Below are 25,235 nucleotides of genomic sequence, written 5' to 3'. Positions count from 1 at the left end.
CCAGCGGTTACTTTTGCGGCAGCCACTTTTTGGGGATCTTGCAAACCATGGTGTAGGCCGGGTCGTAGACGTTCCCGACCTCGTAGCGCACCACCTGGCCCATCAGGTGGCTGGCAGCGGTCTTCGACAACCCGTACTCGGTGCAGAGCCAGTTGAACATGTCACCGGTGGCGTGCTGCAGCGCTTGGTCGAGTGGGCGGGCATTGCCGACCGAGTAGATTTCCTCGGCGTTCTCGCCGCGTGGCCATACCAGCTTCTTGCCCTTTTCGACGGTCAGCCGCACTTCGACCTCGTAGCTGGTCTCGATGCCGGTGCCGACGATCTCGCCATCGCCCTGCACGGCATGGCAGTCGCCGAGAAAGAACAGCGCGCCGTCGACCGCGACCGGGAACCACACCGTCGCGCCGGGGCCGAAGCCGCGATAATCCATGTTGCCGCCATTCTCGGCGCTGGTGGCGGTGGAAAAGGCCTGGCCCAGCGCCGGCGCGACGCCGAAGCAGCCGATCATCGGCTCGAGCGGCAGCACGAAATGCTCGAGCCCCTTTACCGGGGGGTGGAGCTGCGCGGTGCCGGCCTGCCGGTCGATCGACCAGTTGGCGGCCTCACGCGAGGGCAGGTCGCGCACGGTTTCCGGGTCGACGACGTTGCCGGCCAGCGACGAGCGGGTCCAGCCGGTGGCGCGGTTGGGGGTCATGCGGAGGATTTCGACCTTCAGCGCATCGCCGGGCGCCGCGCCTTCGACATGGATCGGCCCATTCATCGGGTTCGGGCCGGGCTGGCGCTGCACCCCATCCTTGTCGAAGCCCCAGGCATCGAGCGTCTCGGTGATCACGGTATCGCCCGAGGCGACGGTGAAAGCAGCCGGGCGCGTGCCCAGCACATTGTGCCATTCGGTGGCGACGAAGCGATGCGTGGTCATTGGGGCGGTTCTCCTCGGCGCATAGGGGTAGCGGGAGCGGGGAGGGTTGTCACGTGGGCCGAAAGGCTTGGGTGGTGTGCGGGGCCATTGTGCCCTCCAAGACCCCCTCTCTTGCAAAATCTAAGGCTTAGCCAAACGGCTAAACCTAAGATTTTGCTTTCTCCCCCGCCAAGGGGGAGATGATCGGTGGCCTCCACTTACATCAGTGTATCAGTCGGGACTCTCCCCCTTGGCGGGGGAGAAAGCGAAAACTTGGGCTTAGCGCAGCTAAGTCCTTAGTTTTCGCAAGAGAGGGGGCGTGGGGAGCCCCGTACTCTCCACACCCCCTCACAACCCCGCCAGCCACTCCGCATATTCCGCCTCGTGCCGCCCCTCGAAATTCGCCATCCCCGGCTTGGTCAGCACCCCGCGCCGCGGCGGGATGAAGGAGTGGATGCGGCGCTTGGGGTGTTCGCGCCAGTTGAGGTTGAAGGCGGCGTATTTCGGGAAGAACTCCAGCTCGTCATAGGGCAGGTGGTCGTGGATCCACCAGGCGATGGCCTCCCAGCGGCCGGTGGCTTCGTACCAGGGGACCAGCGCATGGACGATGATACAGGCGGTCGCGCCGATGCCGCCCATAGCGTCGCGCCGATCCCAGATATGGCCGCCGAAATTGGTCTCGTTGCGCCCGCAATTGAGGTCGTGCGCGTTGCCGAACTGGTTGACCGCGGGCGAGCGATAGGCCGAGCGGATCGAGATGCGGCCGAAGCGCGCCGTCAGCGGTTCGAGGCACTCCTCGCAGAGGCGCCTGCCCGCTGCGATGGCGAGGTCGGGATCATCGGGTATATTGGAGATGCCATAGAAACTGGCGATCTCCGAGTAGAGAAAATCGCGCATGAAGAAGTTCTGGCTGAGCCGTACCCGGCCCAGTTCTTCCAGCGCTTTCATGCTTCGTGGCTTTCGCATTTTAGCTGATCCTCCGACTGTACGGCCGGATACATCCTGCGCTATCAATCACTTGGCGGACCACCCGGTTCTTACAGGAGTTGCATGATGTTGAAATTGCTAGCCGCGCTTGGCCTTGCCTTTGCGCTGAGCGCATTTCCGGCCATGGCGCAGACCGATGCCGATACCGATGCGGCGGTGGATAGCACGCTGGGCGACCACACCGCCTATCGCGCGGCGTTCGACGCCATTCGCAAGGCAGTCGCCGATGGCGACAAGGCCGGCTTTGCCGCCTGGGTGTCGTACCCGATAGCGGTCACCGCCGACGGCGAGAAGATGAAACTGAGCGACGCCGCACAGTTCGAAGAGCACTATGACAACATCCTCACCGATGAGATCAAGACGGCGATCATGGACCAGAAATGGCAGGACGTGTTCGTCAACTACCAGGGCATCATGTACGGCAACGGCCAGGTCTGGCTGAACGGCATCTGCAAGGACGACAAGTGCGGCGCCTTCGACGTGAAGGTGGTCACCATCCAGTCGACTGCCGATATCACACCCAAGGCCAACTAGCCCGCCGGGCGATTCGTCTGCTCTAGTGTGCTCCGGGTGAAATCCCGGGGGGCGCCATGCTGTTGCAGATCATCTTCTACGTCGCGATCACCGCCGAAGCGATGACCGCTGCGCTGGCGGCGGGGCGGCGGAAGATGGATTGGTTCGGCGTCTGCGTGCTCGCCTGTGTCACGGCGCTGGGCGGCGGCACGGCGCGCGACCTGGTGCTGGGGCATTACCCGCTGATCTGGGTGGAGAATCCGTATCTGCTGATCATCTGCTGCGCAGCCGCCTTCATCACCATCGCGCTGGCCCGCTACATGGCGGCGTTGCGCTGGCCGTTCCTGTTGCTCGATGCGGTGGGGCTCGCCGCCTTCACCATCATCGGCTGCAACGTCGCGCTGGGAATGGGGCAGCAGCCGATCATCGTGGTGGTGGCGGGGATGATCACCGGCATTGCCGGCGGCATCATGCGCGATATCCTCTGCAACGAGGTGCCGCTGGTGTTCTCGTCCGAGCTCTATGCCACCGTCGCCATCATTTCGGGTACGCTCTACTATCTGGGGAGCTGGATGGAGGTGCCGCACGACCTGTTGGTGCTGGGCACTATCGCCATCGGTTTCGCATTGCGCGTCGCAGCGATCGTCTGGAAACTCGAAATGCCGAAATTCGTCTACGACAAGGAGCTGCGCTGATGGCGCGCCCACAACGCATGCAGCTGTCGCGCAAGGCCGGGTTCAACCTGCAGGCGGCCTCGCTGGCGCTGAACGGCCTGCCGGCGAAGCTCATCACCCGGCCCGGGCCCTGGGGCAACCCCTTCACCATCGACGACATAGCCGAGCGCTATGGGCTCGACCGCGCCGCGGCGCAGCGCAAGGCGGTGGACCTGTGCGGGCAGTGGCTGCGCGGCACGCTCGATCCGGCACTGTCGCCGGGCGAGCCACCGGCGCAGGCTGTCATTAGGGCGGAACTCATGGGGCATAACCTTGCCTGCTGGTGCAAGGCGGGAACGCCCTGCCACGCAGACGTGTTGATCGAACTGGCAAACGGATAGGCAGATGGCACGGATAAACTACCTGACGAGCATCGAATTCGGCGCGGGCGCGCTCAGCACCCTGGCCGAGACCGTGGAGGAGTTCCGGCTCGTCCGGCCGTTGCTGGTCGCCGATCGCGGCGTCCTTGCGGCGGGGCTGGTGGCCGAGGCGCTGGCGCACCTGCCGGCCGAAACCCCGGTGTTCCGCTCCAGCGCATCGACTACGGCAGTGTGCTGGGCGATGACCTGCGGGCGCGGGGTGGCCTGGGGGAAGCCGAGGAAGCGGACGCGGTCGAGCTGGGCCTTGAGGCTGACGATGTGGCGCCAGGCGTGCTCGACGCCGCCATGCGCGGCAATGGCGCAGTGAAAATCGTCGTCGAGCCGCATGAAATCGATCAGCTTGCCGCCGAGCGCCACGCGCTGCTCGGCCACCAGTTCGCGGAGCTCGGCGATGCCCGATGGCTTGATCTTTTCGGCGGCCTTGCGGATCACCGCCAGTTCGATCGCCTCGCGGATGAAGCGGGAGTTCTGCACCTCGCGGATCGAGATCAGCTTGACGAAGGTGCCGCGCTGCGGCCGGACCTCGACGAGGCCGGCTTCGGCGAGCTTGATGAAGGCCTCGCGCACCGGCTGGCGGGAGACGCCCATATGCCGCGCGAGCTCGGCTTCCGAGAGCAGGTGCCCGGGCCTGAGCTGCAGCTGCACGATAGCGTTGCGGACCGTGTCATAGACCCGCTGGCTCATCGAAACCTGCCGCGTTCCGGCAATGACGGGCTGGTTTACCAGCTCCAGTTCAATGGTCATGTTGACTCCCCCAACGCTGCCATACTAGCACCGGTTGGCGCGGTTGGAAGCGCTAGAGCATTCGTTGTTTCAAGGAAACGGCGAAATGTTCGGGGCCGTTAAGTTGTCGCGCTTGCGAGGCGGAGAGCCTCGGCAAGTGCTGGTGGAGAAGCCAAATGAGGCAGACGTGGCGCTGGTTTGGTCCGGCGGACCTCGCAAGCATCGACGATATCGTGCAGGCAGGGGCGGAGGGCGTGGTCACGGCGCTGCACCATGTGCCCAACGGGGTGGTGTGGAGCGCCGAGGAAATCAGCAAGCGCCAGCAGCAGATCAAGCTGCGCAAGGATGGCCGGCCGTCGGGCATCGCCTGGGATGTGATCGAGAGCCTGCCCGTTTCGGAGGACATCAAGAAGCAGAAGGGCAACTGGCGCGAGCATATCGCCAACTACCAGCAGAGCCTGCGCCATGTGGCGGCCGCAGGGCTGAGGACAGTCTGCTACAATTTCATGCCGGTGCTCGACTGGACGCGTACGGACCTGCGCTACGAAGTGGCGCATGGCGGCACCTGCATGCGCTTCGACATCAACGATTTCGCGGTGTTCGAAATCCATATCCTCAAGCGCCAGGGCGCGGCCGAGAGCTTTGCTCCCGAAGTGGCGGCCGAGGCGGCACGGCGCTTCGCCGGGATGGACGACAAGGCGCAGCAGCAGCTGTCGCGCAACGTCACGATGGGCCTCCCCGGTTCGACCGAGAGCATGACCCTCGATGACGTCAGGGCGCACCTCGCCGAATATTCCGGCATCTCGCCCGACCAGCTGCGGCAGCATTTCGTCGATTTCCTCTCCGAAGTGGTGCCGGTGGCCGAGGAGCTCGGGGTCCGGCTCTGCTGCCATCCGGACGATCCGCCGTTCCCGCTGCTCGGCCTGCCACGCATCATGTCGACGGCGGCCGATTACCGGTACATTTTCGATGCGGTCGACAGTCCGGCCAACGGCATGACCTTCTGCTCGGGCTCGCTCGGGGCGCGGCCGGACAATGACCTGACGGCGATGATGCAGGAGTTCGGGCCGAAGGTGCATTTCCTGCACCTCAGGAACGTGCGGCGCGAGAGCGACGCCATCTCCGGTTCGTTCTACGAGGATGAGCACCTGGCGGGCAGCACCGATATGGTGCCGCTGATCGCCGCGATCCTCACCGAGGAAGCCCGGCGCAAACGCGAGGGACGCGAGGATGCAGAGATTCCGATGCGCCCCGACCATGGGCAGGACATTCTCGACGATCTCGGCCGCCGGGCCCAGCCGGGCTACCCGACCATCGGCCGGCTCAAAGGGCTCGCCGAACTGCGCGGCGTGATGACGGCGCTCGGGCACAAGCAGTTCGGGCTCAACGCCTGATGGCGCCGATCCGCTTCGGCATGATCGGCGGCGGCTGGCGCGCCGAATTCTTCACGCGCATCGCCCGCGAGTTGCCGGAGCGGTTCCAGCTGGCGGGCGTGGTGCAGCGCGATAGAGCGAAGGCCGCGGCGTTCGGGGCAGCGTGGGGCGCGCCGGCCTTCGCGAGCTATGCCGAACTGGCGGCAGCGGAGCCGGATTTCGTGGTGCTGTCGGTGAAACCCGAGGCGCACCTCGCCATTCTCACCGAACTGCACCAGCTCGGCCTTGCGGTGCTCTGCGAGACGCCGGCAGCACTCGACGTCGAGACCATGACCGCGATCTGGCGGCTGGTGGAGCAGGGGCTCAGGCTCCATATCGCCGAGCAGTATCTGTTCCAGCCGCTGCATGCGGCGCGGTTGCAGCTTATCGCCAATGGCGGGCTTGGGCGGGTCAGCTTCGCGCGAGTTTCGGCGGCGCATGGCTATCATGGCGTCAGCCTGATGCGGCAGTTTCTCGGCATCGGCTTCGACGACGCAGTGATCCGCGGCAAGCTGTTCGAGGCGCGGGCGCTTGAAGGCCCGAACCGCTTCAGCTGGCCCGAAAGCGAACGGTTCGCCACCACCAGGCAGACGCTGGGCGAGTTCGATTTCGGCGACAAGCTCGGGCTGTTCGATTTCACCGACGTGCAATACCGCTCGCCGGTGCATTCGCATCGGGTCGTCATTCGCGGCGAACGCGGCGAGATCGCCGACCTCGAGGCGCGGGTGATGCCGACCTACGGCCAGCCGCTGACGAGGCCCTTCACCCGCAACGAATCCGGCCGCTACGGCAACCTGTTCGGCTATGCGCTCGAAGCGATGCTGTGCGGCGACGAGGTGGTGTGGACCATGCCCTATTCCAACGCCCGGCTGATGGACGACGAGATCGCCATCGCCGTGGCGATGGAGAAGATGGGGGCGCTGGCGCGGGGGCAGGGCGAGGGACCGTACCCGTTCGCCGAGGGTGCGCAGGACCAATACCTGTCGCTGCTGATGCATGAAGCGGCGCGGAGCGGCGAGACGGTGCGGAGTGTGCGGCAGGCTTGGGCGGGGTAGGGTTCGGATCTCGGGTCGAGGCACCACTTCGCTTCTCCCCTCAGGGGAGAAGGTGGCGCGAAGCGCCGGATGAGGGGTGAGGCGGTGTGACACGCGCTCGCTGAGAGGCTGAACCCCTCACCCAAGTTCCGCTAAGGACCTAAACGGTCTTAGCTGCACTACCCTCTCCCCTCAGGGGAGAGGGTGCGCCGACTGCCGGCTTCAGTGCTCCGGCAATCCCATCTCGCTGCGGATGAACGCCGCGACCTGGCGCAGGTCCTGGCCTTCGCCGCCCTCGGTGTATTGCCGTGACTTCAGCGCCAGCACGACCTTCTTCCCATCCGTCAGCGTCAACGACAGCACGTCGTGGCGCGGCCGTTCGGCGTGATCCTCGGCCACTTTCAGCGCCGCGACCTCGTCGAAGCCCAGTTCGAGCACCACGTCCTTGCCGCGGTCGTGTTTCTGTTCGGAGCGGATGCGCCGGGCCTTGGGGTCGAACGTGGTGACGACGCTGGTGGTGTGCGGCCGCAGATACAGCACCGCCGCGGCGACAAACGGCGCGGCGATGCAGATGGCGGCGGAGACCAGACGCAGTGCCGGATCGGCGATCTGCTGCTCGAGCATGAAGTAGAGCGCGGCCGCCACCACCACAGCGCCGGCAACCCACATCGCACGCGGCGGCTGCTGGTGCGTGGCATAAAGCGTCAGCGCCCCATTGTTGCGCCGCAGGTCGATCATCTCAGTCCTCGAGCAGGTAGGCGCCCTTGCGGCCGCTGAGCGTCGTCTTGCCGACGATCTTCATGATGCCGGCGCCGCGTGGGGCGTATTTGGCCATGGCGCGCGACAGCACCAGCCCGTCGGTGCCGGCAAGGATCGGGGTGCGGGCGATGAAGGCCTCCGGGCCGTCGAGGGCGATCAGGTCGGCCACCGGCTGGCCCTTGCTGACGCGCTGGCCGAGCTCCACCCGATAGGCGACGAGGCCGGAGCGGTCGGCGCGGACGATCTCGGTGGCATCGAACGGCGTTGCTTCCGACAGCGGAGCAGGGCGCTCGCCCGGGTCGGCATCGATGAGGTTGCGCTCGCACAGGAACCCCCAGAGCCGGCGGGCATCGTCGGCGCCAAGATGATCGAACACATCGGCCTGGCCGCGATACTCGAGGGTCGCAGTGGCGCTCGCCATCGGCACGGGTTTGCCGGGGTTGGCGAGGGCCACCTTGCGATAGAGCTGCGGCAGCACTTCGTCGAACGAGCCACCGCCGCTGTCGGCGGCAGTGAGCGTCGCCGCGGCGCCCAGCCAGTCGCTGAGATCCTGCAACTCGGGCATCAGCTCGGGCGAGGTGAAGATGTGGATCAGCGCGTCGTCGTCGCAGTGGAGATCGAAGACGAACTCGGCGTCATGGGCTTCCTTCAGCACCAGGAGGCGCAACTGCTCGTTGGCAGTGCGGGGCTGCTGCGCATCGATCCAGTTCGAGACGGCCTTCCTAATCAGGTTGACGTTGAAGCGTTCGTCATCGGACAGGCGGCCGTTCAGCTGGGTGCGGACCGCGGCGAACAGGTCGGGCCAGCGACGGTTGAAGTTGATGCCGGTATTGGCGTCGTAGCGGCCGATATGGCGCCGCAGCGAGAAGGTCGCCATGCCCAATGGGTTGACCAGCGGCATCACCGTGAAGCGGGCGCGCAGCAGCCCCTGGTCGTCGGCCTGGCGCAGCATCGGCAACAGGTGGTGCAGCACCATGGTGCCGGGGTGTTCGTCGGCATGCAGCGCCGCTTGCAGATGCACCTTTTCGGGCGCATCGGCGGGGCCGATCACATAATAGGTGAAATCGGTGCTCGCGCCGGGGGTATCGCCACGCAGCGGCACGGTCTTGCGTTCAAAGCTCACGGTTACCTCGTCAAAGCCGGCTGAAGCTCCAGCGCACCCGGGTGGCGCCCGGCATGTGGCGAGTCAGCCGACGGTACACTATGCCGAACACGAAGAAGATCGCGAGCGAGATGGCGAGGAAATACAGCGCCGCCACCGAGAAATGCAGCACGGCGTTGTAGTCGCGCTCGAACAGCTCGCCGGCGAGGTTCATCAGGTCCTTCTGGTCGCCGATGACCGGCAGCGTGAAATAGATCAGCGCCGTGGCGTGGAACAGGAACACCACCTCGTTGGTATAGGCCGGCCAGGCGATGCGGATCAGATGCGGCCAGGTGACCGAGCGGAACTGCTGCAGCGGGCTCATGCCATAGGCCCGCGCCGCTTCGACCTCGCCCCTGGGGACGGTCATGAGCGCGCCATGGAAGATTTCTGCGGTATAGGCGGTGGTGTTGAGGGTCAGGATCACCGGCCCGAGCACCAAGGGGTTCAGCACCAGCCAGTCGATGCCCCAGGGTTTCCAGAGGCTCAGGTTGAAGGCCAGCGCCAGCGAGTAGAACATGAACAGCTGGATGAAGAAGGGCGAGCCGCGGAAGGCGTAGATATAGCCGCGGCAGAAGCCCGAGATCAGCTTGTTGGGCGAGGCCTTGCCGAGCGCGAAGAAGATCGCCAGCAGGAAACCGAGCGGGATCGAGGCGACCGCGAAATAGAGGTTGAACAGCGCCGGCTTCGCCATCAGGGCGATGTCATTGAGGATCGGGGCGAGAAAATCGCTCATGCGGCGGTGCCTCCCGCGGTCGCCATGCCACGGCTGGCCCAGCGGGTGAGCGCGGCAAACGCCTTCTCGGAGACGAAGGTGATGAGGATGTAGAACACCAGCAGCACCAGGTAATAGCCCCAGCGCCAATCGGGGTGGACCAGCCCGGCCGAGCGGGTGAAGTTGGGCGAGCCCAGCCGATCGGCCCAGAGCACGATATCGGCGATCTGCAGCAGCGACAGCAGCGAAGTGGATTTGACCAGCAGCAGCCAGACATTGGAGAGGCCGGGCAGGGCATAGACCCACATCTGCCGGATCTGGAAGCGCCACAGCACCTGGCTGGAGCTGAAGCCGAAGGCGCGCGCCGCCTCGAGCTGGCCCTTGGGCACGGCGCTCATCGCGCCATAGATGACGTTGGCGGCGAAGGCGCCATAGACGATGCCGAGCGAGACGCAGGCAAGCGCCAGGTATTCGGTGGTGCCGAGGAACCAGTTGGCGGCATCGCAGGGTGGCCACACGCCGACATTGGCGGCGAGGCTTTCCGGCGTGCAGACGGCCTGCGCCCGAACCAGTTCGACCAGTTGCTCGAAGGCCAGCGGGAAGAACAGGAAGAACAACACATCCGGCACGCCGCGGACGATGTTGATGTAGAAGGCGCCGAGCGCGCGCAGCGGCACGAAGCGCGAGTTGCGCGCCGCGGCGCCGGCCAGGCCCAGCAGCAGCGCCACCAGCGCGCCGAACAGCGCGGCGGCCAGCGTGTACTGCACGCTGGCATACCAGCTCAGGTGCTTGCCATTGGTGAAATAGCCAAGCCAGAACAGCAGATCGTCGCCGATCCCGTCTTTCATCCATTGTGGCAGAAAATCGAGCATGCCCCGGGCCCGAAGCGAGCGGGGCGGGCACAGGCCCGCCCCGTCTGAACTCAGCCGCCGGCGTAGATCGGACCGACCTTATCGGGGAACCACTTGATGATCAGCGCGTCGAGCGTGCCGTCCTTCTTCATGGCGTCGATGGCGGTGTTGAGCTTGCCTTCGAGATCGTCATCGGCCTTGCGGAGGCCCATGGCGACGCCGCCGCCGAGCACGAGTTCGGGGCCGACCTTTTCGAGCGCCCCACCCGAACCGGCCACCACCTCGGTGATGTAATTGCCGTCGGCGAGGATGACGTCGACATTGCCGGCATTGAGGTCAGCCAGCGCCTGGTCGGCGTTGTCGAACGACTTGACGGTGTTGGTGGCGCCGAACTGTTCGGTAGCATAGGCGGCGTGGATGGTGCCGCCCTGCACGCCGATATTCTTGCCGCTCAGATTGTCGAAATCGATGGTGGTGCCGGTGCGGACCATGTAGCGGGCCGGATCGGGCGGGAAATACTCGGAGGTGAAATCGATCGAGGTCTTGCGCTCGTCGGTCACCGACATGCCGGCGATGATCAGGTCGTAGTTGCCGGCGATGAGGTTGGGGATGATCGAATCCCACTCGTTGACCTGGAAAGTGCATTCGAGCGCGGCGCGCTTGCAGGCCTCGGTGCCGACATCGACGTCCAGCCCGGCGGGCTTGCCCGCCTCATCGAGGAAGTTCCACGGCGCGTAGGCGCCTTCGGTGGCAATGCGGATGGCCTGCGCATTGGCACCAGTCGCGAACATGGCGAGGGCTGCTGCCGCTGCCGCCAGAACGAGCTTGTTCATAGTCTCTCCTGTATCGCCGGTCGGGCCCGGCGTTCCGGCCGGTCTTACCACCGGCTTGTTGGTTCGTGCCGCCTGTCGGGCAGCCGCTGAGCCGCAACGCTAGCGCTTTTTACCGTTCGGTCAATCGTTGTCCCTGGAGCCTGCGCCAGCCTCTCCGCCTCTTCAGCCGTGGCCGGCGGCGCTGAGGAACTGCTTGAGGCGGGCAGATTTGGTGGCGCCGAACACTTCGGCGGCGGTGCCTTCCTCCTCGATCTTGCCCTGGTGCAGGAAAATCACGCGGTCCGCGATGGTCTTGGCGAACTGCATGTCGTGGGTGACGAGGATCATGGTGCGGCCCTCGTCGGCGAGCAGCTTGATCACCCGCAGCACTTCGACTTCGAGCTCGGGGTCGAGCGCAGAGGTCGGCTCGTCGAACAGCATCACCTTGGGGTTGATGCACAGCGCCCGGGCGATCGCGGCGCGCTGCTGCTGGCCGCCGGAGAGCTGGCTGGGGTAGCTCGCGGCCTTGTCGCGGATGCCGACCTTGGCCAGCATCTCCAGCGCCTCGGCCTCGACTTCCGCCTTGTCGCGCTTCTGCACCTTGAGCGGCGCTTCCATGACATTGCCGAGGATGGTCATGTGGCTCCACAGGTTGAACGACTGGAACACCATGCCGAGTTCGGAGCGGATGCGGCGGATCTGCCGTTCGTCGGCGGGCTTTCTGTGCGGCGGCGTGCCGCTGATGGCGATCTCCTCGCCGCCGACGCGCACGCTGCCGCTCTCGGGCACTTCGAGCATGTTGATGCAGCGCAGCAGCGTGGATTTTCCCGAGCCGGAGGAACCGATCAGCGCCACCACCTCGCCCTGCCGGGCGGTAAGCGACACACCTTTCAGCACCTTGAGCGGGCCATAGGATTTGTGGAGGTCGGAGATTTCGACGACGGGTGGCGAAAGAGAGGGCTGCATCCGCCGCAACAAAGCCAAAGCTGGGCTTTGTGGCAAGCGATTTGCGGACCTCGTCAGCGCAGTCGGGGGAACCGAGGGTAGGGCGAGGCGTTAATCTACCAGCAGCCACCGGCTAAGGCGGCTGATTTTCCTCAGCAGACAAAGGAGATTGCAGATGAATTGGAACCAGATGGAAGGCAACTGGGAGCAGTTCAAGGGCAAGGTCCAGACCCAGTGGGGCAAGCTGACCGACAATGACCTTGATGTCATCAAGGGCAATCGCAAGCAGCTCAGCGGCAAAATCCAGGAACGCTACGGCAAGGCCCAGGAAGAGGCGGAGCGCGAAGTCGACGACTGGTTCAACCGGCTGCACTAAGCGGCTCGGACAGCGATGCAACTGAGCCCCGCTTCGGCGGGGCTTTTTGTTGAGGTGAGCCGTGACACGGCAGCCCCATCGTCCCCTCGCCCCTTTGGGGCGAGGGTCAGGGTGAGGGGCGCCAAACGCGCTGACGTTTGACATCGCGTCGATGGCAATCGTTCGTCCGGTTTGCTTGGCCCCTCACCCCAGCCCTCTCCCCAGAGGGGCGAGGGGGCGCTGTGTCACCGCCGGTGCAAGTCGCCTAAGCCGCCCCGAAAGGCCGCACTTCCACCGGAATGCGACAGGCGGTGGCGGCCTGTTTGCCCCAGTCGAGGGCGGTTTGCATGTCCGGCACGTCGATGACCCAGAAGCCGCCGATCTGTTCCTTGGTTTCGATATAGGGGCCGTCAGTGACCAGGAGCCCGCCATCGGGCTTCAGCCGCACCGCTTTGGCGGTGGAAGAACGGTCGAGCCCGCCAACGAACACCACGATGCCCGCGGCTCGCATTTTGACGTTGAGCGCGCTGATGTCGCGACGCGTCTCTGCCGATTCCGACGCCGGCTCGAAATCGATCGGGTGGTGAACAGCGACCAGGTATTGTGGCATGGGCTTCTCCTCGGCGACGCACGCGCCGCTCAATCCTTGATACTTGCCAGTCGAACGGTGGGGCCGGGATTCGACAAGGGGAAGCGAGTTTTGTTGCCGGAGTGCGCAAAAGCTAGCGGCCCCATCCACCTGGACGGAGCCGCTGCCACCTCAGACCGCGGACCCGGCTAGGGACGGTCTGAGTTTCTCGCGGGGAACTCTACGACGCGCGCCGGAACAGACCGATGATCAGCGAGATCACCAGGAACGCCAGGAACAGGAAGAACAGGATTTGCGCGATGCCCGATGCGGTACCGGCGATACCGCCAAAGCCGAGGACGCCGGCGACGATCGCGATGACCAGGAAGAGCAGTGCGTATTGCAACATTCTTGTTACTCCATTGATCTCTCTAGGGAGTAACGAGCGGCGGCGGGTTGGGTTCCGGGGTGGTGAGGTGTGGTCGGGATTGAACGCCGCACCAACTGCTTTCCTGCAAGTCTGCTGAAGGCAGCACATACTGGGTGTCACCCCAGCGAAGGCTGGGACCCAACTCACACCAAGCGCAGGCGGAGAAATGGGTCCCTGCTGTCGCAGGGATGACATCGAGCGGGAGGCGGCCGCCGTGCTTTCGACGGCATTCGGCGCGCAAAAAAGAGCCGGGCAGAGCCCGGCCCAGATCCGGAGGGGCGTCCGGAATTCGGTTACGCGGCAGCGCGCGAACCTTCGTCGAAGAACAGCGCCTGGCTGATCAGTGCCCGCACCATGTCGGGGTTGAACGGCTTGGTGACGAGGAAGGTCGGTTCCGGCCGTTCGCCGGTGAGCAGCCGCTCCGGGAAAGCGGTAATGAAGATCACCGGGATCGGATGGGCGTGCAGGATATCGTTGACCGCATCGATGCCGGAGGAGCCGTCGGCCAACTGGATATCGGCGAGGATCATGCGCGGCTGGGTCTTGTGGTAGAGCGCCACTGCCTCCTTGTGGGTGCGAGCGACACCCACGACGCGGTGGCCGAGCCCTTCGACCATCTGCTCGATGTCCATGGCGATCAGCGGTTCGTCTTCGATGATCAGGATATCGGTCGCCACCTGGCGCGAAATATCGGCCGAGGCCTGCGCCAACAGGTCGGCGAACTCGGCAGCGGGGACGTCGAGGATCTCGGACGCCTCATCGTGGCTGAAGCCTTCCACCGCCACCAGCAGGAATGCCTGGCGCGGCCGTGGTGCGAGGTTCGCCAGGTTCGCCGCTGCCCGCGACTCCCAGGGAAAGCTCGAAGTCGGCTCCGGCACGCGGATGGCGGAACTGGAGAACAGCGCCGAATAGAGCCGATAGAGCGCAATCCGATCGGTGCTGGCTTGAGGAAAGATACTGAGATCGGCGATCAGGGCCTCGAGGGTGGCCGCCACATAGGCGTCCCCTGAAGTCTGCGAGCCGGTGACGGCGCGCGAGAACCGGCGCAGATAAGGAAGATGCGGAGCGATCCGCGTGGAAAGGGACATGGATAATCTTCTCCCGTGACGCTTTTAGAGCTTACCATGCAAGAGAACGAGGATGCCGAAAACTTGGTTCCAGCATGTTCGGAACTTTTTTTGCCACCGCGCATTTAGTTTGCCGCGGCTGGAGTATGGGCGTCAGATCCTGCTGTGGGGCGAAGGGTTTATGCGAGACAAGACAACAATGAATGATTTGGGCATGCTACGGCGGCGCCGCGACGATGGTCTGGGGCCAAATTCCGACATCGGCAACAAGCTTCGAGCGCTCTATGGAGCGGTCCAGAGCGAAGAAATCCCATCGAAACTGATCGACCTGCTCGAGCAGCTCGACGCGGTGGAAAAGCAGTCCAAGCCCGCGAAGGGTAAATAGCGCCATGGACGCCGAGAAGCCGAGCTTCAAGCGAGAACTGCTGTCTACTTTGCCCAGCCTGCGCGCCTTTGCGGTGTCGCTGTCGGGCCGCCACGACAAGGCGGACGACCTGGTGCAGGACACGGTGATGAAGGCCTGGGCGAAGCAGGACAGCTTCGAGATGGGCACCAACATGAAGGCGTGGCTGTTCACCATCCTTCGCAACGAGTTCTACAGCCAGATGCGCAAGCGTGGCCGCGAGGTGCAGGACACCGATGGCGCCTTCACCGAGCGCATGGCGGTGCACCCTTCGCAATACGGGATCATGGACCTGGGCGATTTCCGCCGGGCCCTCGACCAGTTGCCCGACGACCAGCGCGAGGCGATCATCCTGATCGGCGCTTCTGGCTTCTCCTACGAAGAAGCGGCCGAGATCTGCAAATGCGCCATCGGCACGATGAAGAGCCGGGTCAGCCGGGCCCGCACCAAGTTGCAGGAACTGCTCGAGGTGAGCGGGGAAGGCGATTATGGGCCAGACTCGGTTTCGGCGCAGGTGACCACCATCCCGCGTTTCACTTAGGACGCGCTGCCTGGGGACACCTCGGTGGGCACCATTTGCCAATCCACCGGGTGTCATCCCTGCGGAAGCCGGGACCCACTACCGCTGGCACGGGCTGTGAGCCGGGGTCCCAGCATTGGCCGGGATGACATCGAGGGTGGTTCACGGCGCCGGGGACAACTCTCCTAAACGCTGCTGGATCTGGCGACCATGCAGGCCGACAGCAGGGTCTGGGTATCGAAGGGCTTGGCGAGCGGGGTCGCGCCGGTGAACATTGCCTGGACGGCCGTATCGGCCGAAGTCACCACTACCGGAACGCGGGCGGCACGCAGTGCGGCGCAAAGCGCCACGGCGTCGGCGCTGCCGAACTTGGCTTCGATCACGGCGACGCCAAAGGCCGAGAAATCGAGACTGCGTGCCGCCGCCGGATCGTCTTCGATGGTGACGTTGGCGGCTCCGGCGGACCGCAAGGTTTCGGCGATGTCGGCGGCGACGAGATATTCTTCCTCGACGATGAGGGCATGCAATCCGTGCATTTGTAGTTCCATGACGCGGTGGTGGCCCGCAACCATCACGCTTGCCGCGCCAGGGTCATTTAACAAAGACATGCAGTGGACAAGTTTGGGCGCTTCGAGCAGTTGCGTTCCCCCGCGGTTGCGGCATGCTCGGCGGACAACTCAGCCGTGAGCACTGCCCTGGCCACCGTCGCCCATGCCCGCCGCATTCCCTGTGAAGCGTGCCCGCTTCGCGAGAACGAACACTTCCGCGATTTCACGCCGGAGGAGCTGAAATTCGTGTCGAGTTTCAAGCGTGGCGAGCTGGTGAGCGAGCCCAGTTCCACCATCCTTGCCGAGGGGGCGCATAGCGCGCAGCTGTTCACGCTGCTCTCGGGCTGGGCCTTTCGCTTCAAGACGCTGGAAGATGGCCGCCGGCAGATCCTCAACTACCTGTTGCCCGGGGACCTGGTGGGGCTGCAGGGCTCGGTGATCGGCGAGATGGAGCATTCGGTGGAGTCGCTGTCGGCGGTGGTGCTGTGCGTGTTCCAGCGCGACACGCTGCCCACGCTGTTCGAGAACCATCCCGGGCTCGCCTTCGACGTCACCTGGCTCGCCTCGCGCGAGGAACGGATGCTCGACGAGAACCTGTTGAGCGTCGGGCGCCGCAGCGCCATGGAACGGGCAGCCTACCTCATTGCCTTCCTGTACCAGCGGGCCGAGCAGGTGGGGCAGGCCAAGGCGTCGAAGCAACTGATCCCGATCACCCAGCAGCACGTCGCCGATACGCTGGGGCTGTCGATCGTCCACACCAACAAGACGCTGCGCAAACTCGCCGAGCGGGGGTTGATCCGCTGGCACGATCGGGCCTGCGAAGTGCTCGACCCCGAGGCGCTGGCCGACATTGCCGGCTGGGGCGGGCTCTCGGACCGGAGGCGCCCGCTGATATGACGGGGCCAAACTATTGCCACTGCCCGGGTCTAGCACTGCCCGTTGATCTGGTCCGGGGGGCAACAGCCGGACACTCCTGCACCATCCCGGGCCGAGGACGGCACCTTGATGCTTGATGTCAGCAGCCAGTCGGTTCCAGCAGCAACGTCCCGGCGCGGCCTGGTGCGACGCGTCGCGATCTTGGCATCGCTGACCCTGGTGCTGGTGGCGGTGGCGGCCTCGCTCTACATGGTGCGCACCGTTGACAGCCAGCTGGCGGACATTGCAAAATCCTATGAAATCCGGCGGCAGGCGCGCGAGCTGATGCTGGCGGTGGTCGATGCCGAAACCGGGCAGCGGGGCTATCTGATCACGCGCGACGAGGCTTATCTCGAACCTTACAACATCGCCGTCGGCAACCTCAGCCAGACCTACCAGAGCCTTCTGGCGCTGATCAACGACATCCCCACCCAGCTCGAGCGCATCGAGGGCCTGGTGCCCGATCTCGACGCCAAGCGGGCGGAAATGGCCCGCACCATCGAACTGATGTCCGCGGGCGAGGGGGTCGCGGCGCTGTCGCTGCTCCGCTCCGATACCGGGCTGGAACTGATGGGGCGGATCCGCACCGTGCTGCGCCAGGTGGTCGGTGAGGAAGACGAAAAGCTGATCGAGCGCAACGGCCGGATGGAGTTCAATCGCAAACTGCTGATTGCCACCATCCTTGCCGCCCTCGGGGCGGCCGCAATCCTCGCCTACGCGCTGTTGTCGCGCACGCAGCGGAAGGTCGTGGCGCTGGCACAGCAGCAGAACCGGCTCAGGACCGCCAACGAGGAACTCGAAGCGCATGTGCGGGAGCGCACAGCCGAGGTCGAGGAAGCACGCGGGCATGCCGAGCGCGAGCGGGCCCGGCTAGAAACGCTGCTGCAGGACACCAACCACCGGATCGGCAACTCGCTGGCAACGGTCTCGTCGCTGCTCGGGCTGCAGCTGGCGCGTTCGTCGTCCGACGAAGTCCGCAATGCGCTCGAAGCCGCACAGTTGCGGGTGCAGGCGATCGCCTCGGGGCATCGGCGGTTGCGGCTTGGCGCGGATCTCGAGACCACGGACGCCGCCGAGTTCCTGACCGACGTGATCGACGACCTGGCGGCCCAGATGCCGCCCAACAAGGCGGTCACTTTCGAAAAGCACCTGCAACCGATGATCATCCCGGCGCGCGATGCGACGACGCTGGGCATCGTGGTGAGCGAGCTGGTCACCAATGCGCTCAAGCACGCCTTCTCCGATGGTCGTGCCGGCACCGTCTTCATCCGTTTCGAGCGCCCGGAGGGCGGGGTCGCCTCGCTGACCGTCGAGGACAATGGCTCGGGCATTGCCGGCCATGACGGACACGAGGGGCTGGGGGCACTGATCGTCAAGCAGTTGGCGCGTCAGTTCGGCGGAGCAGAACCTGAATATCGGAGCCGTGAAGGTGGCGGCACGGCGGTCACGGTACGGCTGCCACGCCTCGATATGCCGCCGGCAGCTTAGGCGGAACGGCCAGCAGGACGCACCGTTCCGCTGGAAACCGGCCACATGGGGGCGAAATGCGCTTCGTCGGGGTCTTCAACAAAGATGGCGGCACCTTCCGCACCATGGACATGGCGGCGTTCGTCGCGACGGCCGAGCGGATTTTCACCGAGCATGGCCAGTCGATCGAATGCCGGGTGGTGGGCGGCGATGAACTCATCACCGAGCTCGAGCGCGCTGCAGTTGATCCGGCAGCCGATGTGGTGCTGGCCGGGGGTGGCGACGGCACTGTTTCGGCGGCGGCGGGCATCTGCTTTGCCCACAAGATGGTCCTGGCGGTGCTTCCGGCCGGAACGATGAACTTGTTTGCCCGGTCGCTGGGCGGGCCGCTGCAGCTCGAGGCGGCGCTCGGCGCCATCGCCAGGGGGCAGGTTGCGGCGGTCGATATCGCGACCGCCAACGGGCGGCCGTTCGTGCACCAGTTCTCGGTCGGGGTGCATTCGCGGCTGGTCCGCATCCGCAACGGACTCACCTATCACAGCCGCTGGGGCAAGATGCTGGCGAGTCTTCGGGCCATCGGCCTGGCACTGTCACGGCCGCCCGTATTCGACGCAGTCATCAGCACGGCGCAGGGCACCGAACGGCGTCAGGCGACGGCAATCGCGGTTTCCAACAATGTGCTGGGGGAGGGGCATGTGCCCTATGCCGAGGCAGTCGATCGCGGCGTGCTCGGCGTCTACGTGGTCAAACCCATGCCGCCAGCCGAGTTGGCGCGGCTGGCGCTGGCGCTGGCTTTCGGCAACTGGAAGGCGCATCCGCTGGTGTCGGAGCGCGAGGTCAAGCAAGTCAGCCTCAGCTTCCCGCACCGCAAGGCCTCGGCGCTGGCGGTGATCGACGGCGAACTGATCCCGCTGCAGCGGCAGGTGGATTTGCGCATTCACGCCGGCGGGCTGCGGGTGGTGCTGCCGGGGGCGGATGCGGCGCCCGAACGGGAAGATCCGCAGACCGAGGCGGCTTGATCGTCGATGGTGCCCCCTCGTCCCCTCGCCCCTGAGGGGAGAGGGCAAGCGCAGCTTGGGAGCGTCAGCGAGCTAGCGTAGCTCGGGTGAGGGGTTCAACTGCTCGGCATGTTGGTTCTGCCAGCGGGCGGCACTGCTTCACCCCTCAACCGGCGCTTCGCGCCACCTTCTCCCCTGAGGGGAGAAGGGATCAGGGCGCGCAGCCACTCATTCGGTGTGCTTGGCTACCCTCACCCTGGCCCTCTCCCCAGAGGGGAGAGGGGACGAGCGCTGCGCCGCCAGTGACCGCAATGCAAAGCACCCCGCCACGGGTGTCCCGTGGCGGGGTGCAGAACTCAGTCTAAAACTCTTGCCTCAGAGGCTCGCGGCGCCCGCTTCCACCGGTTGCTGGCCGAGCTTGCGCAGGGCGTTCTCAATGGTCTTGAGGTCTTCGCCGTCGTCGCCGTCGACCGGGGACATGCCCTCTGTGGCGCTGCGCTCCTTGGAGAGCGAGTCCGCTTCGAGCTGACGCAGCAGGGTGATCTTTTCAGCCTCTGCGATGTGGTCGTCGGTCAGAATGGTCACGATCTTCCGTTTGATGTGGGTCATAGCTCACACTCCTGGAATCCTTCGTTGGTCCTATTTGGCCTTTGCCTGCATCACTTAACGCGATTGCAGGTGCATCAGATAACGCAAGCCCGGGTGGCAGGTTCCGAGACGGTGTGGTGATGTGATCAGTCCGGGTCGTGGCCGTTACCATGGCCGTGCGAGCTGCCGGGCTTGGCCAGGAGGTATGCTGCGGCGAGCGCGCCGCCGATCGGGATACCGACCTTCTTCATCAGGTCTGACTTCAGCACCAGCGGCAAGGCGGTGAGCGCGGCGGTGGTGACCAGGGCGGTCTTTTCGGCAGCGTTGCGCCGCTGCGCCGCCTGCTTTTTGGCGATGCTGTCGGCGATGGCGATGGCGGCATAGATGCCGAGCGCAAGCACCAGTGCCCCGACGGCGATCAGCAGCGGCGCAACGATGGGGCCCCACATGAGGGTGAACCAGGCGTTGAGCGCCACGAGGCAGAAGACCAGCGCGATCAAGGCAAAGAGCGCCACGGCCGACCAGGCCATGGCGTTCTTCTTGACATGCTCGAGCAGCTCGTCGACCTCGATCCCGAGGACCGAGGCCGCCAATGCCAGGAGGTGCATGGCCTACCTCGAAACCACCGCCAGGACGAAGCCGAGCGCAATGGCGCCGGCGACGGCGGTCAGCGGTTTTTCCCGGATAGTGTCCTTGATCTGCTTTTCCAGCTGGCCGAACTCGTCTTGCACATCCTCGACGGCGTTCTGGCCGGTGCGGGCGAGGTTCTTCACTTCGCGCTTGGCCACCTTCTGGGCGTCGTTGACCTTGTCTTCGGCGAGGCTGGTCAGCGTTGCGGCGATCGACTTGAGGTCGGCCTGCAACTGCTGCACCTGGGCAGAGAGCTCATCTTCGCGGTTCTGGCTCTGGCGCGCCGCAGCGCGGCGCGGACCGTTGGCGGCGCGACGGGCCGGAGCTTTGGTGGTGCGGTTGGGGGCCATGTCGGTGGTCGAAGCCATGTTCTGGACTCCTTGTGGGAATTGAGGTCACAACGCGACCGGCTGCAATTGAGTTCCAGTCTAGCCGAGCCAGCGGATGCCTCTTTTGCGTTAGGTCAAAACAAGTGCACCCCAGTCCGGGGGCGAACTGGGGTGCGATGGCGAGCCGCAAGGGGGGCGACCTTGGCTCGCGGAGCCCGTCAGAATACGCGCATCAACACAAGGATGATGACGATGACGAGCACGACGCCGAGAATACCGGAGGGGTAAGCTCCCCAGGAGCGGGAGTAGGGCCAGGCCGGTATGGCGCCGATCAACAGCAGGATCAGCAGAACGATGATGATCGTGCTCAAAGTCATGGGACGCTCCTAGAAGATCGACAGGAGGAGGGTTGCCGCCACGGCAAGGATACCGACAGCCGGGACAAGAGCCGTCAGCACCGCACCGTAATGCGTGCGCCCGTCGTAACCTTCGGGGATCCAGACAACGGCCGAGCGGGCGGCATGTTCGAGGTTGGCGATCTCAAGTCGGGTCATCGCTCTCGTTCCTTTTTCGTGGGTGCTACCGGAGGGAGGGCCGGTAGACACGCCGCTCGTTGGCGCGTCAGCCCAATAACGGCGGCTCGCCACAATTGGTTCCCGGAGGTGGTGAGAAGTGTGAGGAGCTTTCGATTCGGCAGGTCTAGTGGAGCGCTCGATCCTGGACCCACCCACCGGATGTCATCCCAGCGAAAGCTGGGACCCATTCCGCCGCTTGTGCTGGCTGTGAGTTGGGTCCCAGCTTTCGCTGGGATGACATCGCGTTTGTGAAACGCTCTGGCGCAAAACCTTCAATCTCAGCGCTTCAGAGGCTGACTGCTAGCGCTCTACTCCACCCGCACCACGTCGACCGATTGCTTGGCCGTGTGGTCGCCGCTGGTGCGCAGCACGCCGACGATGGGGGAGATGTCGGAGTAGTCGCGGCCGTGGCCGATGGTGATGTGATCGGGACCGGCGAGCATGGCGTTGGTGGGGTCGAACTCGACCCAGCCCATATGCCGACCGCACCAGACGCGGACCCAGGCATGCATGGCGTCGGCGCCCTCGAGCCGCGGCTTGCCCTTGGGCGGAATGGTGCGCAGGAACCCCGAGACGTAGCCGGCGGGGATGCCGAGGCCGCGGAGGCCCGCGATCATCACATGGGCGAAATCCTGGCAGACGCCACCCTTCAGCGCGAAGGCCTCGACCGGGCTGGTATCGACCTTGGTGGCGTCCTTGTCGTAGCGGAAATCGCGGTGGATGCCGAGGCAGAGGGCCAATGCGGTGGCGTAGATCGAGCTGTCGCCGGCACCGGTCGCCCGGGCATAGCCGGTGATGGCGGCATCGAGCGGAACGCGCGGCGAGGCCGAGAGGAAATGCTGCGGCGAGTCCGGCGCCACCGACCAGAGCCCCGCCAGTTCCGCCTTGAGGCCATCGAGGGTGGGGGAGAGGTCGACCGGGTCACTGAGGTCCTCGACCTGCACCCGGGCGCTCAGCCGCACATCGAGATGATCGTGCCGGCCGGCATAGGCGATGGTGGTGACGAGGTTGCCGAAATAGTCGGTGAAGGTGGTTTCCTGCTCGGGGCGTGGTTCGAACGACAGCGACGAGGCGATGACGCGCTGCGCGTTGGGGATGGAGATCGGAGCGACGCGGACCAGGTGGCGGTCGCCATGCACCGAAGCCTTGTAGTCGTAGTGCAGTTCGAGCCGGACGTCGTAGAGCACGGCCCGCCTCCTCAGGCGAAGTAGGCGTCGGCAATGAGTCCGGCGAGGTTGCCGATCTCGATGCCCAGCCGGTTGATCTTGGTTGTCGTCATGTCCTCGGGCTCGGTGACGCGGAGTTCGGTATCGAGCGTCAGCGCCGCCTTGGCTGCCATGGACAAATGCCCGTCCTCGAGGCCGCCGGGCAGTTGCTCGAGCTGCTGGTGCAGCTCGGCGATCTGGAAGCGCACCGAGCGCGGGTTGAGCGGATCGAGTACCAAGAGGTCGACATAGGAATTGACCCCGGCGCTCACCGCATAGCGGCGTCGATGCGTCATGACGCTGTCGCCGACTTCGAGCAACAGGTCGAGCGTCCCCTCGGGCGCGCCCTTTCGCGTACACCAGGCAACGCAGTGGGCGATCTGGATGCCGCGCTCGAGCCGGCGGCCGATCTCGAGAAAGCGCCAGCCGGCAAACCGGTACATGTTTTCGTGCACGAGGCCGGAGAAGCCGGCGAGCTTGCGCAGCAGCACCGTCATGGCGCGGGTGGCGTCGTCGCCCGGCTGCACGCGCTGCGAGAAGCTCCGCGCCGTCTTCCTGAGATCGGTGAGGGCCAACCAGCCATCGGGCGAGAAGCGATCGCGGATCTGGCTGGCGCTGTGCACGGCGCTGTCGATGGCGGCGAGCAGCCCCGGAGGCATCGGCGCTGCGGCATCGATGCCGATCCCGTCGAGATAGGCGCGGGTATCCTTCAGGATCGCCTGGTCGGTGTTGGAGATCTCGGCCAGGCGCGCGTTGTAGGCGCGGAGGATCCGCACCATCGCTTCGCAGCGCTCGGCATAGCGGCCGAGCCAGATCAGGTTGTCGGCGGCGCGGCTGGGGAGGCTCCCCGAGGACATGCGGACCAGCTTTTCGCCTTCGGCGGGCAGCAGCGTGACGCGCTCGACCGGGGCGTTGCTTACCACCCAGACGTCGGCTGCCTGGCCGCCGCGCTGCATGGCGATGGCAGTCGAATCCTGGGTCGAGCCGACGCGGGCGAAGCCGCCCGGCATCACCATCCAGCCGTCGCGGGTGCGGGCGGCGTAGACGCGCAGCGTCATCGGGCGCGGCTCGAGCTTGCCGCCGACATAGACCGGAGCCGTGGAAAGCTGCACCTGCTCCTGGCCGACGAACCTGCCGCCTTCGGCCTCGAGCCGGGCGCGCAGCGCCTGCCGCTCGGCCTCGGGCAGGGCGCCGCCGACTACGGTGCCGCGCTGGTCTTCGATGGCGAGGCCGGTGGCGAAGGCGGAGCCGACCATCATGGTGTCGAAATTGGCGATGACGTGCCGCCGCTCCGCGGCACCGCCGCACCACCAGGTGGCGATGGAGGGCAACTCGAGCTCGCGCCCGGTCAGCGCCCGGCAGAGGTTGGGCATGAAGGCCGAAAACGCCCGGGTCTCGAGGATGCCGGTGCCCAGCGCATTGACCATCGAGATGGTGCCCTGGCGCAGCGCCTCGGTGAGGCCGGGTGTGCCGATATGGCTGTCATAGCGCAATTCGAGCGGATCGACGAAGCTTGCATCCATGCGCCGCCACAAGACGCTGATCGGCTGCAGGCCGGCGACGGTGCGGACCATCACCTGGCCATTGTCGACCACCAGGTCCTCGCCCTCGAGCAGGCTGAAGCCGAGATAGCGCGCGATATAGGCGTGCTCGAAGTAGGTTTCGTTGTGCTGGCCGGGAGTCAGGATGCCGACCCGGCCATCGGTGGCGATGCCGGTCAGCGCATCGCGGAAGCCGCGGAAGAAGCCGGCGAGCCGGTGCACATGCATCTCGCCGTAGATATCGGAGAGGGCGCGGGTGGTGGCGACGCGGTTCTCGACGGCAAAGCCGGCGCCCGACGGCGCCTGGGTGCGGTCGCCCAGCACCCACCAGCCGCCATCCGGGCCGCGGCCGAGCTCGAAGGCGCAGAAATGCAGGAAGTGCCCGCTGGCCGGGCGCACCCCGACCATCGGCCGCAGGAACTCGTCGTTGCGGGCGATCAGCTCGGGCGGCAGCAGGCCGCGCTGCACCAACCGGTTATCGCCATAGATGTCGGCGACGATGGTCTCGAGCAGCTCGGCGCGCTGCGTCAGTCCGCGGGTGATGGTGAGCCACTCGCTCTCATCGAGGATCAGCGGCACATGCGCCAGCGGCCAGGCGCGCTCCTTGCCCTCGGCGCCATCATATTTGCGGTAATAGACGCCGGCATCGCGCAGATACTGGTCGGCCCGTTCGAAGCGGCCTGCCAGTTCCTCATGCCCGAGCGCATCGAGCGCCGAAATCAGCGGCGCCCAGCTCGGGCGGATCTGCCCGGCGGCGTCGATCATTTCGTCGGGAATACCCGGCAACAGCTTATAGTCGGCCACAAGGCTCGGCGCCCCGCGCTTTCTCGCCTGCCGTTGATTCCGCTTATCCATAGGGAGATAGCGCTAGCGGAAGCGGGTGGAATGGCAAGGGGGAATTGGCGGGAATGGGTAAGATTGGGGGGAGGGTGGAGCCATCGTGCCCGCCAGGACCCCCTCTCTTGCGATTTCTAAGGCTTAGCCAAACGGCTAAACCTAAGAAATCGCTTTCTCCCCCGCCAAGGGGGAGAGTCCCGACTGGTGCACCGGTGCTTCGGGGAGGCACCGATCTTCTCCCCCTTGGCGGGGGAGAAAGCGAAAACTTGGGCTTAGCGCAGCTAAGTCCTTAGTTTTCGCAAGAGAGCATCTGTGTTCTCGGTCAAGCTGTTTTGGGCTGAGTAGGCTCCCATAGGCGGTTCTGCGTGAGCAGGGC

31 protein-coding genes are annotated in these 25,235 nt (G+C 65.4%); 11 read left to right on the top strand and 20 right to left on the bottom strand.

Annotated features, from left to right (window positions below; translation table 11 throughout):
- Positions 1–7: 7 nt before the first annotated feature.
- Positions 8–919 (bottom strand): acetamidase/formamidase family protein, encoded by a 912-nt coding sequence (locus VGV07_RS15130; protein ID WP_326869549.1) that lies wholly within the window; start codon positions 917–919, stop codon positions 8–10.
- A gap of 327 nt (positions 920–1,246) precedes the next feature.
- Complete coding sequence (locus VGV07_RS15125; protein WP_326869548.1) at positions 1,247–1,864, bottom strand: hypothetical protein; 618 nt, start codon at positions 1,862–1,864, stop codon at positions 1,247–1,249.
- 87 nt (positions 1,865–1,951) lie between these two features.
- On the opposite strand from VGV07_RS15125, the gene VGV07_RS15120 reads away from it, so the two are divergent.
- Genes VGV07_RS15120 through VGV07_RS15110 form a run of 3 tightly spaced genes read left to right on the top strand, consistent with a single transcriptional unit; the run spans position 1,952 to position 3,452 of the window.
- Positions 1,952–2,419, top strand: a complete 468-nt coding sequence (locus VGV07_RS15120) for a hypothetical protein (protein WP_326869547.1) — start codon at positions 1,952–1,954, stop codon at positions 2,417–2,419.
- Between the two features lie 56 nt (positions 2,420–2,475).
- A complete protein-coding gene (locus tag VGV07_RS15115; protein ID WP_326869546.1) occupies positions 2,476–3,093 on the top strand; it encodes a trimeric intracellular cation channel family protein in 618 nt (205 codons plus the stop codon).
- Positions 3,093–3,452: a DUF4326 domain-containing protein gene (locus VGV07_RS15110; protein ID WP_326869545.1), complete on the top strand. Its 360-nt coding sequence runs from the start codon at positions 3,093–3,095 to the stop codon at positions 3,450–3,452. Before VGV07_RS15115 ends, VGV07_RS15110 begins: the two co-directional genes overlap by 1 nt.
- Before the next feature lie 18 nt (positions 3,453–3,470).
- Here the strand turns inward: VGV07_RS15110 and VGV07_RS15105 are convergent, their stop codons facing one another.
- Positions 3,471–4,235, bottom strand: a complete 765-nt coding sequence (locus VGV07_RS15105) for a GntR family transcriptional regulator (RefSeq protein ID WP_326869544.1) — start codon at positions 4,233–4,235, stop codon at positions 3,471–3,473.
- Between the two features lie 155 nt (positions 4,236–4,390).
- Between VGV07_RS15105 and uxuA the strand changes: the two genes are divergently transcribed.
- Positions 4,391–5,608 (top strand): mannonate dehydratase, encoded by a 1,218-nt coding sequence (gene uxuA, locus VGV07_RS15100; protein WP_326869543.1) that lies wholly within the window; start codon positions 4,391–4,393, stop codon positions 5,606–5,608.
- Complete coding sequence (locus VGV07_RS15095) at positions 5,608–6,681, top strand: Gfo/Idh/MocA family protein (protein WP_326869542.1); 1,074 nt, start codon at positions 5,608–5,610, stop codon at positions 6,679–6,681. Before uxuA ends, VGV07_RS15095 begins: the two co-directional genes overlap by 1 nt.
- Before the next feature lie 201 nt (positions 6,682–6,882).
- On the opposite strand, the gene VGV07_RS15090 is transcribed toward VGV07_RS15095, so the two are convergent.
- From VGV07_RS15090 to VGV07_RS15065, 6 genes are all read right to left on the bottom strand, one after another.
- Positions 6,883–7,398 carry a hypothetical protein gene (locus VGV07_RS15090; protein ID WP_326869541.1) on the bottom strand — a complete coding sequence of 172 codons (516 nt, stop codon included), beginning with the start codon at positions 7,396–7,398 and terminating at the stop codon, positions 6,883–6,885.
- A 1-nt stretch (position 7,399) separates the two neighbouring features.
- Positions 7,400–8,542 carry a succinylglutamate desuccinylase/aspartoacylase family protein gene (locus tag VGV07_RS15085; RefSeq protein ID WP_326869540.1) on the bottom strand — a complete coding sequence of 381 codons (1,143 nt, stop codon included), beginning with the start codon at positions 8,540–8,542 and terminating at the stop codon, positions 7,400–7,402.
- 10 nt (positions 8,543–8,552) lie between these two features.
- Positions 8,553–9,296 carry an ABC transporter permease subunit gene (locus VGV07_RS15080; protein ID WP_326869539.1) on the bottom strand — a complete coding sequence of 248 codons (744 nt, stop codon included), beginning with the start codon at positions 9,294–9,296 and terminating at the stop codon, positions 8,553–8,555.
- Positions 9,293–10,147 (bottom strand): ABC transporter permease subunit, encoded by an 855-nt coding sequence (locus VGV07_RS15075; protein ID WP_326869538.1) that lies wholly within the window; start codon positions 10,145–10,147, stop codon positions 9,293–9,295. Before VGV07_RS15075 ends, VGV07_RS15080 begins: the two co-directional genes overlap by 4 nt.
- Positions 10,148–10,197: 50 nt before the next feature.
- A complete protein-coding gene (locus tag VGV07_RS15070; RefSeq protein WP_326869537.1) occupies positions 10,198–10,959 on the bottom strand; it encodes a transporter substrate-binding domain-containing protein in 762 nt (253 codons plus the stop codon).
- A gap of 162 nt (positions 10,960–11,121) precedes the next feature.
- On the bottom strand, positions 11,122–11,904 hold the full coding sequence (locus VGV07_RS15065) for an amino acid ABC transporter ATP-binding protein (RefSeq protein ID WP_326869536.1): 783 nt from the start codon (positions 11,902–11,904) through the stop codon (positions 11,122–11,124).
- 154 nt (positions 11,905–12,058) lie between these two features.
- On the opposite strand from VGV07_RS15065, the gene VGV07_RS15060 reads away from it, so the two are divergent.
- Complete coding sequence (locus VGV07_RS15060; protein WP_326869535.1) at positions 12,059–12,259, top strand: CsbD family protein; 201 nt, start codon at positions 12,059–12,061, stop codon at positions 12,257–12,259.
- A gap of 244 nt (positions 12,260–12,503) precedes the next feature.
- Here the strand turns inward: VGV07_RS15060 and VGV07_RS15055 are convergent, their stop codons facing one another.
- From VGV07_RS15055 to VGV07_RS15045, 3 genes are all read right to left on the bottom strand, one after another.
- Entirely contained in the window at positions 12,504–12,848 is a 345-nt protein-coding gene (locus tag VGV07_RS15055; RefSeq protein WP_326869534.1) for a YciI family protein, read from the bottom strand.
- Positions 12,849–13,047: 199 nt separating this feature from the next.
- Positions 13,048–13,215 carry a DUF1328 domain-containing protein gene (locus VGV07_RS15050; protein WP_069911011.1) on the bottom strand — a complete coding sequence of 56 codons (168 nt, stop codon included), beginning with the start codon at positions 13,213–13,215 and terminating at the stop codon, positions 13,048–13,050.
- A gap of 314 nt (positions 13,216–13,529) precedes the next feature.
- Positions 13,530–14,324: a response regulator gene (locus VGV07_RS15045; protein WP_326869533.1), complete on the bottom strand. Its 795-nt coding sequence runs from the start codon at positions 14,322–14,324 to the stop codon at positions 13,530–13,532.
- 52 nt (positions 14,325–14,376) lie between these two features.
- On the opposite strand from VGV07_RS15045, the gene VGV07_RS15040 reads away from it, so the two are divergent.
- Positions 14,377–14,688, top strand: coding sequence for a NepR family anti-sigma factor (locus VGV07_RS15040; RefSeq protein WP_414649958.1), 312 nt, complete (start codon positions 14,377–14,379; stop codon positions 14,686–14,688).
- A 4-nt stretch (positions 14,689–14,692) separates the two neighbouring features.
- A complete protein-coding gene (locus VGV07_RS15035) occupies positions 14,693–15,247 on the top strand; it encodes an RNA polymerase sigma factor (protein WP_326869532.1) in 555 nt (184 codons plus the stop codon).
- A gap of 164 nt (positions 15,248–15,411) precedes the next feature.
- Here the strand turns inward: VGV07_RS15035 and VGV07_RS15030 are convergent, their stop codons facing one another.
- Positions 15,412–15,762, bottom strand: a complete 351-nt coding sequence (locus VGV07_RS15030; protein WP_326869531.1) for a hypothetical protein — start codon at positions 15,760–15,762, stop codon at positions 15,412–15,414.
- 147 nt (positions 15,763–15,909) lie between these two features.
- On the opposite strand from VGV07_RS15030, the gene VGV07_RS15025 reads away from it, so the two are divergent.
- The 3 genes from VGV07_RS15025 to VGV07_RS15015 all read left to right on the top strand — a co-directional run bounded on the left by VGV07_RS15025 (position 15,910) and on the right by VGV07_RS15015 (position 19,175).
- Positions 15,910–16,671: a Crp/Fnr family transcriptional regulator gene (locus VGV07_RS15025; protein WP_326869530.1), complete on the top strand. Its 762-nt coding sequence runs from the start codon at positions 15,910–15,912 to the stop codon at positions 16,669–16,671.
- Between the two features lie 108 nt (positions 16,672–16,779).
- Positions 16,780–18,177, top strand: a complete 1,398-nt coding sequence (locus tag VGV07_RS15020) for a sensor histidine kinase (RefSeq protein WP_326869529.1) — start codon at positions 16,780–16,782, stop codon at positions 18,175–18,177.
- 56 nt (positions 18,178–18,233) lie between these two features.
- Complete coding sequence (locus VGV07_RS15015; protein WP_326869528.1) at positions 18,234–19,175, top strand: diacylglycerol/lipid kinase family protein; 942 nt, start codon at positions 18,234–18,236, stop codon at positions 19,173–19,175.
- Between the two features lie 354 nt (positions 19,176–19,529).
- Here VGV07_RS15015 and VGV07_RS15010 read toward each other — a convergent pair whose 3' ends face one another.
- The 7 genes from VGV07_RS15010 to VGV07_RS14980 form a co-directional block, all read right to left on the bottom strand.
- On the bottom strand, positions 19,530–19,763 hold the full coding sequence (locus tag VGV07_RS15010; RefSeq protein WP_326869527.1) for a hypothetical protein: 234 nt from the start codon (positions 19,761–19,763) through the stop codon (positions 19,530–19,532).
- A gap of 125 nt (positions 19,764–19,888) precedes the next feature.
- A complete protein-coding gene (locus VGV07_RS15005) occupies positions 19,889–20,350 on the bottom strand; it encodes a hypothetical protein (RefSeq protein WP_326869526.1) in 462 nt (153 codons plus the stop codon).
- 3 nt (positions 20,351–20,353) lie between these two features.
- On the bottom strand, positions 20,354–20,740 hold the full coding sequence (locus VGV07_RS15000; RefSeq protein ID WP_326869525.1) for a hypothetical protein: 387 nt from the start codon (positions 20,738–20,740) through the stop codon (positions 20,354–20,356).
- Positions 20,741–20,919: 179 nt separating this feature from the next.
- A complete protein-coding gene (locus VGV07_RS14995) occupies positions 20,920–21,078 on the bottom strand; it encodes a DUF3309 family protein (RefSeq protein WP_069911505.1) in 159 nt (52 codons plus the stop codon).
- Between the two features lie 9 nt (positions 21,079–21,087).
- The gene (locus VGV07_RS14990; RefSeq protein ID WP_326869524.1) at positions 21,088–21,255 is read right to left on the bottom strand and encodes a hypothetical protein; all 168 of its coding nucleotides are present in this window, start codon (positions 21,253–21,255) and stop codon (positions 21,088–21,090) included.
- A 329-nt stretch (positions 21,256–21,584) separates the two neighbouring features.
- A complete protein-coding gene (locus tag VGV07_RS14985) occupies positions 21,585–22,463 on the bottom strand; it encodes a transglutaminase family protein (RefSeq protein WP_326869523.1) in 879 nt (292 codons plus the stop codon).
- Positions 22,464–22,474: 11 nt separating this feature from the next.
- Positions 22,475–24,877, bottom strand: coding sequence for a circularly permuted type 2 ATP-grasp protein (locus tag VGV07_RS14980; RefSeq protein WP_326869522.1), 2,403 nt, complete (start codon positions 24,875–24,877; stop codon positions 22,475–22,477).
- Between the last annotated feature and the right edge of the window lie 358 nt (positions 24,878–25,235).

This window comes from Devosia sp. (assembly GCF_035944845.1).
Lineage (GTDB): Bacteria > Pseudomonadota > Alphaproteobacteria > Rhizobiales > Devosiaceae > Devosia_A.
This window is presented reverse-complemented; position numbering and strand designations above follow the sequence as displayed.